The 4,901-nt window shown below is 65.4% G+C and carries 8 protein-coding genes; all 8 read right to left on the bottom strand.

The features are described from left to right. Positions 1 to 172 precede the first annotated feature (172 nt). Genes EOA36_RS27700 through EOA36_RS27670 form a run of 8 tightly spaced genes read right to left on the bottom strand, consistent with a single transcriptional unit; the run spans position 173 to position 4,744 of the window. Entirely contained in the window at positions 173 to 415 is a 243-nt protein-coding gene (locus tag EOA36_RS27700; RefSeq protein WP_127280257.1) for a DUF2829 domain-containing protein, read from the bottom strand. 1 nt (position 416) lies between these two features. Continuing rightward, positions 417 to 1,574, bottom strand: a complete 1,158-nt coding sequence (locus tag EOA36_RS27695; RefSeq protein WP_127280256.1) for a hypothetical protein — start codon at positions 1,572 to 1,574, stop codon at positions 417 to 419. Then, positions 1,571 to 2,563 carry a phosphoadenosine phosphosulfate reductase family protein gene (locus EOA36_RS27690; RefSeq protein WP_127280255.1) on the bottom strand — a complete coding sequence of 331 codons (993 nt, stop codon included), beginning with the start codon at positions 2,561 to 2,563 and terminating at the stop codon, positions 1,571 to 1,573. Before EOA36_RS27690 ends, EOA36_RS27695 begins: the two co-directional genes overlap by 4 nt. After that, positions 2,560 to 3,360, bottom strand: coding sequence for an SAM-dependent methyltransferase (locus tag EOA36_RS27685; protein WP_127280254.1), 801 nt, complete (start codon positions 3,358 to 3,360; stop codon positions 2,560 to 2,562). Before EOA36_RS27685 ends, EOA36_RS27690 begins: the two co-directional genes overlap by 4 nt. 26 nt (positions 3,361 to 3,386) lie before the next feature. Continuing rightward, a complete protein-coding gene (locus EOA36_RS27680) occupies positions 3,387 to 3,647 on the bottom strand; it encodes a hypothetical protein (protein WP_127280253.1) in 261 nt (86 codons plus the stop codon). Continuing rightward, the gene (locus tag EOA36_RS38475; RefSeq protein ID WP_245464492.1) at positions 3,647 to 3,910 is read right to left on the bottom strand and encodes a DUF2312 domain-containing protein; all 264 of its coding nucleotides are present in this window, start codon (positions 3,908 to 3,910) and stop codon (positions 3,647 to 3,649) included. Before EOA36_RS38475 ends, EOA36_RS27680 begins: the two co-directional genes overlap by 1 nt. After that, on the bottom strand, positions 3,907 to 4,434 hold the full coding sequence (locus EOA36_RS38470) for a hypothetical protein (protein WP_245464491.1): 528 nt from the start codon (positions 4,432 to 4,434) through the stop codon (positions 3,907 to 3,909). Before EOA36_RS38470 ends, EOA36_RS38475 begins: the two co-directional genes overlap by 4 nt. Next, complete coding sequence (locus tag EOA36_RS27670; protein WP_127280252.1) at positions 4,367 to 4,744, bottom strand: hypothetical protein; 378 nt, start codon at positions 4,742 to 4,744, stop codon at positions 4,367 to 4,369. Before EOA36_RS27670 ends, EOA36_RS38470 begins: the two co-directional genes overlap by 68 nt. Positions 4,745 to 4,901: the final 157 nt, after the last annotated feature.

The raw sequence follows: 4,901 nt of genomic DNA, 5'->3' as shown, positions 1-4,901 counted from the left end.
GGGGCGGCGGGATCAGCCTTTGATAGATCGGCTCCGACATCAGCTTCCGAAACAGCTGCGCCAGCCAATCCAGTTCCACCTTCACCCGTGGCGCCAACTCCCGCCGTGGTTCCTCCGGCTTCGATATCAGGTACTGGCTTTGCATTGCGGTTTCCTTTGTTGCGTCCCATGGTCAAACAAGCCTCCAATCTGTCGCCAGCAGGTCGGTCTGCGAGGCGAGCCACGGCACGAACTTGTCGTCGGCCGTCTTCATGACGATGAACGGCAGGAGGTCGCCCTCGATGCGGTCGCCGATCTTGAAGTTGCCGCCGCTGGCCTGCACCAGCCACATGCCCTTGCCGTTCCAGCCGGCGCGGGCCACACGATCGCCCTGGGCGAGATACGCCAAGGCCGATCCGAAATCAGATGGTCCCATGTCACTCTTCTCCTTTGGCCAGGTCGTTGAAATCGTCGCCGACGTGGCTGGCTTCCACGACGACGCGCTTGCCGTGGCTTTCCAGCCCGGCCAGTGCCTGTTCGAACTGCTTTTGCGCCTGGGGATTGCCGGTGTTGTTGTCGCGCGCGAACAGCACCCAGGAGACGCAAGCGAGATCCACCGGCGCCTTGCCGACGCCGGCGAGCGAGCCGGCCGCCCAGATCCGCGCCGGCACGCCGGCGGCGGCAAAGCTCTGCGCCGTCTCGCGACCCTCGGCGATGATCAGCGGCGCCGGTTCATCCGTCATCCAGAACGGCTTGCCGCTCGGCCCGGTGGCGATCTCGATCACCGAGCCCAGCGCTTCGCCATACATCAGCTTGGCCGGTTCCACCGGTGCCTTGGCCGGCCGGTTCGGGTCGAGGAAGGTGAAATGGCAGCACGTCACGATGCCCATGCGGTTGCGCATCGCCGACAGGATGGCCGGATAGAGCGGCCCGCGCTGGTCCTTGAACTGCCGGCCGGAACTGTCGCGCTTCCAGTTGGCGCCCTTCCACCATTCCACCGCCGGCGCCACGCGCGTCGAATAGGCCGTGAACGTCTCGATGTCTTCCAGCGCGCAGTTGCGGGCGGCGAAATAGGCCAGCGCATGCGTCTCGGCCGTGGTGTTCTCACCGATCTTGTGGACGCCGAACGGGATCTGGCATGGGCCGATATCCTTCTCGCTCTGCCGGGCGTTGAACAGCCGGTCGGCGTTGAGCAGCTTTTCCTCGCGCCGGCGCGCATCGTCGCGCTCGCGCGTCTGCGCCTTCTGTGCCGCCACCTTGCGCATGTTCTCGCGGTCGGCGCGGGTCATCGTGCGCAGCCCGAGGAAGTCGCGGCCCCACACCATGGCGCCACTCGTGTCGGTCGCCAGGATGTAGGCCACCAGGCGCAACGCATCGCCCGAATCGCCGCTGCGCCAATCCTTCCAGGCGCCCACCACGCCGCCGCGCAGCCGCACTTTCAGCGCCGGCACACGGCCCGCGCGATGGTCGCCGGTGACAGGATTGAAACTCACCCACTGGCCGGCCTCGACCTTGCCGTGCGGCAACAGCCTGGCGCACACCTCTTCCATGCGGTCGATCAGCCCGGCCTTGATCACGTCGAGGTCGCCAGTCATTCGCAGGCACCCCACTGGTTGCAAACGGTCGATGCCTCGCGGGAGAACAGCGAGTATTGCCGTCCGCCGCGATCTGTCTTGGCCCATTCGACCATGCGGCGGATGCCAAACTGCTCCAGGGAAAAGCGCTCGATCGCCCGACCGTCGCGGTCGAGTTGCAGCCATTCCGCCTGCATCACAGGATCGTTGACGAGATTGAAGAATGTCGCGTGGCCCATCTTGCAGGCTTCGCTGATGATCGCTTCCCACGCTTCGAGACGTTCAATCTGTTCCGGGAAATGGCCATCAACCAGGGCGAGTTCGGCCTTCGAGCAGTTGATGCAAGGAAAGCAGCCGACGCGCTTTAACCCCCATCCGTAGAGCGGATTGGCGTCCACGCCATGCCGTCGCGCGATGGCAAAAACTTCGTCGACACTCACGATGCGAAGCAGCGGCCGATAGGCGTAAAGCCGGCCGGGCAGATCGCTATGCTGGCCGCCAATCCTTTGAAATTTCGGCAGATACTTGCGCGCCTCGCTTTCTGCGGCACGCACTCCCTGCCATGAAATGACTGTGGCGCCGTCCGCGAGCAATGGTCGGGTAATGCCTTGATCAATTGGTTTGATCTTCAGCTCTTCTGTGCAGAACTGTGCTTTGCGGCTGGGAAAACGGCCCTTCCAGAGGCACAGGTCAAGAAACGGGTTGCCCGTGGGTTGAAGCACCGAAAGGGCCCGGCGCACCAGGTCAGCGGGCACGCCGTGCGCTTCCCAATTCTTTTCGATGAAAACGCGTTTCCCGCCGATCTGCCGCGAGAAATCGGCCTTGACCCATTCGACCTTTGGGCCGCCGGTGCGCTCGTGCAGCCGGTTCACCGCCTCATAGGTGGCTGGATGCTCGTTTCCCGTGTCGGCCGCCACGGCTCGAAAGGGCCGGCTGCGCTCGACCGCCAGGCAATAGGTCGCAGTGCTATCCTTGCCACCGGAAACCGAAACGACGTGTTCGACCGTCACAACATCGCCCCCAGCTCACGCGCGATATCGCCGATGCTGGCCGGGTGCCGCTCGCGTTCCATTTCGGCGCGCACCTGCGCCAGCGTCAGCACCGGTTCGCGGTACGGCTTCGGCTTCTTCAGCGCCTCGATCGCGCGCATGACGGCGTGGTTTTTCGGCAGGTCCCAGCAGCCGCCGAAATTCAGCCAGTCGTCGGGCCGGCTCTGTGCCACCCGGCTTTTCGGGATCCACATGAACGCCGGGTCGGCGGGCCGTGGGCTGGGCTTGTGCCACACCAGCCAGGCATAGGCGGTTGCGCTCTTGCCGTTCACCACCCAGCGGCCGCGATGCATCGGCACGCGCTCGCTATACTGCGCGATCAGGTTCGGCGGCCGCCGCTTGAACAGTTTGGAATGCCGCCCCTCGCCTTCGAGGAAAGCCGTGCGCACCAGGGCGGCCACGCCGCGCGTTGCCAGTTCCAGCCCGTGCAGCACGAACTCGATGCCGAGATTGAACGGCGGGTTGAAGAAAAACCAGTCGCGCGGCGCCTGCGCATGGTCGGGGTGCAGGAAGTCGGTCACCCCGCCGAAGCCGTAGTCAAAAATATCGGTCGCCGTCACCAGCGGGAAATACTCGCGCAACACCCCAGCCATATGCCCCTGGCCACAGCATGGGTCGGCCGCCGTCAGCGGAAATTTTTCCGTGGCGGCGTCGAGCTGCTCGAAGCGCGGTAGCACATGCGTGCAAAACCCCCGCGTCGACCAAGGCGGCGTCGGGAAGAAATCAAGGCTGTCCGCCGGCTCGACCCGCCGCGCCATGACGGCTGTGCTTGAGGTGCGGGCGTTCATGGGGCACCAGGCCCCAGCTGCTCGATGACGGCCGGCGAACTCCAAATCCGGCAACGGTACATCAGCTGCGAAATGCAGCGCTGGCAGTCCTCGCAGAGCAGCCACACACCGTTGACGCGCCTTTCGGGCACACGAGTCCAGCCCGCGAAGCCGTCAATCTGGATAGAAATATCAGCCCAGCCTTTCGGCAGGTCCGGCTTGTTGCTGTCGCTGGTGTCTTCGCAGCTATCGCAAGTGAAGTGGAAATGCCGAGCCATCACAGCATCCCCAGCGCGGCCATGTAGAGCTGCAGAATGCCTTCCTCTTCCTGCCGCTCGGCCTGGTCCTTGGTGCGCAGGCGGATGATCGTCTTGATGGCCTTGGTGTCGAAGCCGCTGCCGCGCGCCTCGGCGAAAATCTCTTTCTTGTCCTCGCCGATCGCCTTGGCTTCCTCATTCAGCCGCTCGATCCGCTCGATGATGGCGCGCAGCTGGCCGGCGGCGACGGTCTGCGTGGTGTCGGTGATGTCGCCAGTGCTCACGCGAAAACCTCCTCGATGTGGTTCAAAAGCTTGTCGAGCTGCTTGTCGTGGTCGCGCTCGTCTTCCAGCGCCTGCACGGCGGTCGAGACGGCGGCGCGCGTCACGCCGGCGGCGCGACCGACATCGGCTTGCGCGAAGCCCAGCAGGCGCGTGGCCAGCCAGAAGGCGAGCCGCCGCACCTCGGCCGCTTCCAGCCATTGCGGGTCGCTGGTCGCCTTGCGCGCCGGGTCGCTGGCCAGCACCACCTTCGGGTTCCTGTTCAGCTCGCGCGCGGCATAGGCCAGGCACATTTTGTAGGCGCCATGCGTCGTCGCCGGGCCGGGCTCGCCGGCAAAGGCCATCTTGCCCCGGCCGAGCGCCGCATTGAGCTTGGCCAGCGTCTCGGGGCGCATTTCCGTGGTGCCCTTCATGGCGCGAAACCACGCGGTCACCCCGATGCCGGCCTGCTGGCAGAGATCAGCTATTGGGATCTTCTTCACCGCCCGCCTCTTGTTGATCGTCCAGATGTCCAGCGTCTCCGCCATCGAATGCCTCTTGCTGGCGTTGAAGAGCCCCCGCCGCGATCGAGACGCGGAACAACATGGCGACGGAGGCGGAAAGGATGCGGGCGAGGCCGGGCGTGGTCTTGGCCCGCTGGTCGCCCGACAGGATCAGCTCGGCCAGGCGCGCCGCCTCGGCCAGGTTGAATTCGATCTCGGTGTTGACGATGCGGTCGCCGTCGCGCATGGCGCATACGCCGACCGTCGCATTGTCTTCCATCAGGCCGACCACGCGCCGCGCCCCCACCGGAAGCTCCCGGTTCGGCACGTCGACGAACACGGCCATGGCGCGCATCAGCGCTTGCGCCAAACGGCGGCGAACGCCATCGCCGAGGCGCTGGACGAGAGTTGGTAGTGGCTGGCCGTAAGCTTCTGGCGCGCCGTCGGCGCCGGCATGTCGGCGAAGGATTGCGCAAGCACCTGGTCACGCACCAGCTGCGCGGCCATAGCGG

Source organism: Mesorhizobium sp. M8A.F.Ca.ET.021.01.1.1 (assembly GCF_003998025.1).
Classification (GTDB): Bacteria; Pseudomonadota; Alphaproteobacteria; order Rhizobiales; family Rhizobiaceae; genus Mesorhizobium.
The sequence above is the reverse complement of the archived record's forward strand: the minus strand, read 5'-3'. Positions and strand labels throughout refer to the sequence as shown.

Coding starts and splice junctions, on each gene's coding strand:
- EOA36_RS38470 (WP_245464491.1), bottom strand. CDS start 4,434: ATGGCGGAGACGCTGGACATCTGGACGATCAACAAGAGGCGGGCGGTG.
- EOA36_RS27700 (WP_127280257.1), bottom strand. CDS start 415: ATGGGACCATCTGATTTCGGATCGGCCTTGGCGTATCTCGCCCAGGGC.
- EOA36_RS27695 (WP_127280256.1), bottom strand. CDS start 1,574: ATGACTGGCGACCTCGACGTGATCAAGGCCGGGCTGATCGACCGCATG.
- EOA36_RS27685 (WP_127280254.1), bottom strand. CDS start 3,360: ATGGCGCGGCGGGTCGAGCCGGCGGACAGCCTTGATTTCTTCCCGACG.
- EOA36_RS27670 (WP_127280252.1), bottom strand. CDS start 4,744: ATGCGCGCCATGGCCGTGTTCGTCGACGTGCCGAACCGGGAGCTTCCG.
- EOA36_RS27680 (WP_127280253.1), bottom strand. CDS start 3,647: ATGGCTCGGCATTTCCACTTCACTTGCGATAGCTGCGAAGACACCAGC.